The sequence below is a fragment of the Nitrosomonas sp. Nm34 genome, from assembly GCF_900113925.1.
GTDB lineage: Bacteria > Pseudomonadota > Gammaproteobacteria > Burkholderiales > Nitrosomonadaceae > Nitrosomonas.
Genome location: NZ_FORD01000147.1, coordinates 1 through 1,075, shown reverse-complemented (window position 1 = coordinate 1,075; position 1,075 = coordinate 1). Strand labels below are relative to the sequence as shown.

General features: G+C 43.0%; 1 protein-coding gene. It reads left to right on the top strand.

What is annotated here, in order from left to right; genetic code table 11:
* Positions 1–47: 47 nt before the first annotated feature.
* Positions 48–1,075 (top strand): porin (locus tag BM283_RS17805; protein WP_175492230.1); only part of this gene is annotated, 1,028 nt, incomplete at its 3' end.

Sequence of the window (1,075 nt, the reverse complement as noted above, 5' to 3'; positions counted from 1 at the left end):
CTGGCTTACTTGCCTCTAGTATCATTAAATCCGCATTTGGAACAAATGTGTCGATAGTTGGCCGAATTCAAACCGAATATAGCGGTATCAATATTGAAGGCTTCTCTACTCAAACAACAGTTAATGATCCAACTTTTTTCTCTTCATGGGGCATTCGGTCATTCGAAGATCTAGGAAATGGATTTAGAATACTCACGATGATTGATTTTGGTTTTAATACAAACGGTGGGCCAGTAGGTAATCGAGAAATGTTTGTTGGGATATCCAAGGATTCATTTGGCACTTTGAAATTTGGCCGTACCCACTCTCCATTTGCTGATTTTGCTGGGGGCTGGACAATAGATCCATTTGTTTATACCACTCTTCAAGCCACGGGTAGCGGTGGGACTATGATCGCTAGTGCCAACGGCCTTGGTTCAGGGTCATATTCTGCGGTAAACAGTGTGGTACGTTTTACTTCTGCGGACTTTAATGGTTTCTCCTTTGCCGTTTTATTAATGCCTGGTGATGCGAGTAGGCTTGAAGCCCATTTAGGTGGCGCTCTTGGTGGAGAAGGTAATAATATTGGAAATACAGGGGGTGAAAATGGGGAATGGGATATACAGGTTGCCGCCAAATATGCTATGGAGATTCAAGACCATAAACTAGAGGTGTTTGGCGGCTACTCCAGGGATAATGTAAGTTCTGCACAGAAGAGAATAACAGCAGTTAATTTAAAAACCGAGGAAGTAGGACGAATCGGCGGGGTTTGGTCTTACAAAAATTTTCAACTTCAAGGTCAATATGACTATATCAGCAATGCGATAGGTGCTGCGACATGTTCAGATGCAGCTGCTCTAGGTGCTATAGGCGAAGTGACTACCAGGCAATGTAATACTGCTATGAACCCTGGTGGAAATGGTGATATTTGGTATGCTGGTGGCCAATACAGATGGGGGAATGCTACTTTGATCGCTCAAGGTGGTATGACCCATGCTAATAACACTGATATTTTAGAAAGCCGTAAAGCAAAAAGTTTTACTATTGGCGCACTTTATCACTTGAGCAGGCGTACCAATCTATTTGGCGGTTATCA